General features: G+C 72.8%; 2 protein-coding genes. Both read left to right on the top strand.

All coding sequences use genetic code 11. The annotated features are described in order from the left end of the window. The first annotated feature begins 388 nt into the window (after positions 1–388). Positions 389–1657: an amidohydrolase family protein gene (locus AB7J25_RS03450; protein ID WP_428504905.1), complete on the top strand. Its 1269-nt coding sequence runs from the start codon at positions 389–391 to the stop codon at positions 1655–1657. Between the two features lie 91 nt (positions 1658–1748). Further along, the coding region (locus AB7J25_RS03445) for an LURP-one-related family protein (protein ID WP_428504903.1) at positions 1749–2006 on the top strand (258 nt) is incomplete at its 3' end.

The following is a 2006-nucleotide window of genomic DNA, read 5'->3' as shown; positions in this document are numbered from 1 at the left end:
GTGTGTGCCACCACCGGCGGGTATGTGCCACCGCTGGCACGTATGTGCGACCAGGTGCGGGGGCCGTCGGCGGTGGAACGCCCGCCGAGCCCGCGCCGCGCCCGCCCGCGCCGGGCCTGGCGCCGCTCACACATACACCGTGGTGCTCGCACACACGGTCCGCGGTGTGTGCCACCACCGGCGGGTGTGTGCCACCGCTCGCACACATGTGCGACCACCCCGCGAGAGGCCGGCGCCGCTCGCACACACCCCGCGGTGCTCGCACACACCGTCTGCGGCATGTGCGACCACCCGCGGGTGTGCCACCACCCGCACGAGCGCGTGGCGGCGGGCGGGCGGGGCCCGTAGCGTCCCAGGCGCGCGACCACCCACCGTGAAGGAGTGCTGCATGCCGCCGGATCCGGTGCTCTTCCGCGACGTCCGGGTGTTCGACAGCCGCAGCGGCACGATCGGCGGGCCCGCGCAGGTGCTCGTGCGCGGCGATCGGGTGGACACCGTCGCGCCCGCGCACGAGAGCCTTCCCGGCACCGATGGCGCGCGCGTGGTCGAGGGCCTGGGCGGCACGCTGATCCCCGGTCTCATCGACGCGCACTGGCACAGCATCTTCGCCGCCGCCCCGCTGGCCGCGGCCCTCATGGGCGACGTCGGGTTCCTGCACATCCTCGCCGCCGCCACCGCCCGCGACACCCTGATGCGCGGGTTCACCACGGTCCGCGACGCGGGCGGGCCGGCGTTCGGGCTGAAGCAGGCCGTCGACGCGGGCGTCGTCGCCGGCCCGCGGATCTACCCGTCCGGCGCGATGATCTCCCAGACCGGCGGCCACGGCGACTTCCGGACCATCAACGACCTCCCCCGCGGGCGGCTCGGCCACCTGGGCCACGCCGAGCTGAGCGGGGCCGTCTGCATCGCCGACGGCATTGACGCCGTCCTGCAGGGCGCCCGGGAGCAGCTGATGCGCGGCGCCTCGCAGCTGAAGCTGATGGCGGGCGGTGGGGTCGCCTCGTCGCACGACCCCCTGGACGTCACCCAGTACACGGAGCCCGAGCTGCGCGCCGCCGTCGACGCCGCCGAGAACTGGGGCACCTACGTGATGGTGCACGCCTACACGCCGCGCGCGGTCCAGCAGGCCGTCCGCGCCGGGGTGCGGTGCATCGAGCACGGCCAGCTGCTCGACGACGAGACGGCCGCACTCATGGCCGAGACCGGGGTCTGGTGGTCGCTGCAGCCGTTCCTCGACGACGAGGACGCCGCGCCGATCCCCCCGCAGAACCGCCCCAAGCTGCTGCAGATGACCGCGGGCACCGACACCGCCTACGCGCTCGCGAGGAAGCACGGCGTGCAGCTCGCCTGGGGCACCGACACCCTGTTCGACCCGGCGCTCGCAGCCAAGCAGGGCAAGCAGCTCGCCAAGATGACCCGCTGGTTCACGCCCGCGGAGATCCTCACGATGGCGACCCTCACCAATGCCGAGCTGCTCGCGCTCTCCGGGCCGCGCAACCCCTATCCCGGCCCGCTCGGCGTCGTCGAGGAGGGCGCGCTCGCCGATCTCGTCCTCGTCGACGGCGACCCGCTGGCCGACATCACCCTCGTCGCACGTCCCGAGACGGCGTTCCGAGTGATCATGAAGGACGGCGCTGTCGTGAAGGACCTCGGTTGACCCCTCGGCTCGTGTCATCCCCGGCGGGTGATTGCCCAGCAGGCCGACAGCTGCACTCTCGGGAGCACTCATCGGGATCGGAGGGTGGACCATGAGCCTCAGGGATCGGCTCCGCGAGCGCCACGAGGACCGGGGGGCGGCGACCCACTACCGGATGCGGGAGAAGTTGGTCTCCATCGGCGACGACTACTGGATCGAGGACGACGAGGGGCGGCGCGTCTTCAAGGTCGACGGGAAGGCCCTGCGGATCCGGGAGACCATGAACTTCAACGACGCCGACGGCAACACGCTGCTGCGGATCCAGGAACGCAAGCTCCGCGTGCGCGACACCATGGAGATCGAGGACGCG

This window comes from Pseudonocardia sp., assembly GCF_050246655.1.
Taxonomy (GTDB): domain Bacteria; phylum Actinomycetota; class Actinomycetes; order Mycobacteriales; family Pseudonocardiaceae; genus Pseudonocardia.
This window is presented reverse-complemented; position numbering and strand designations above follow the sequence as displayed.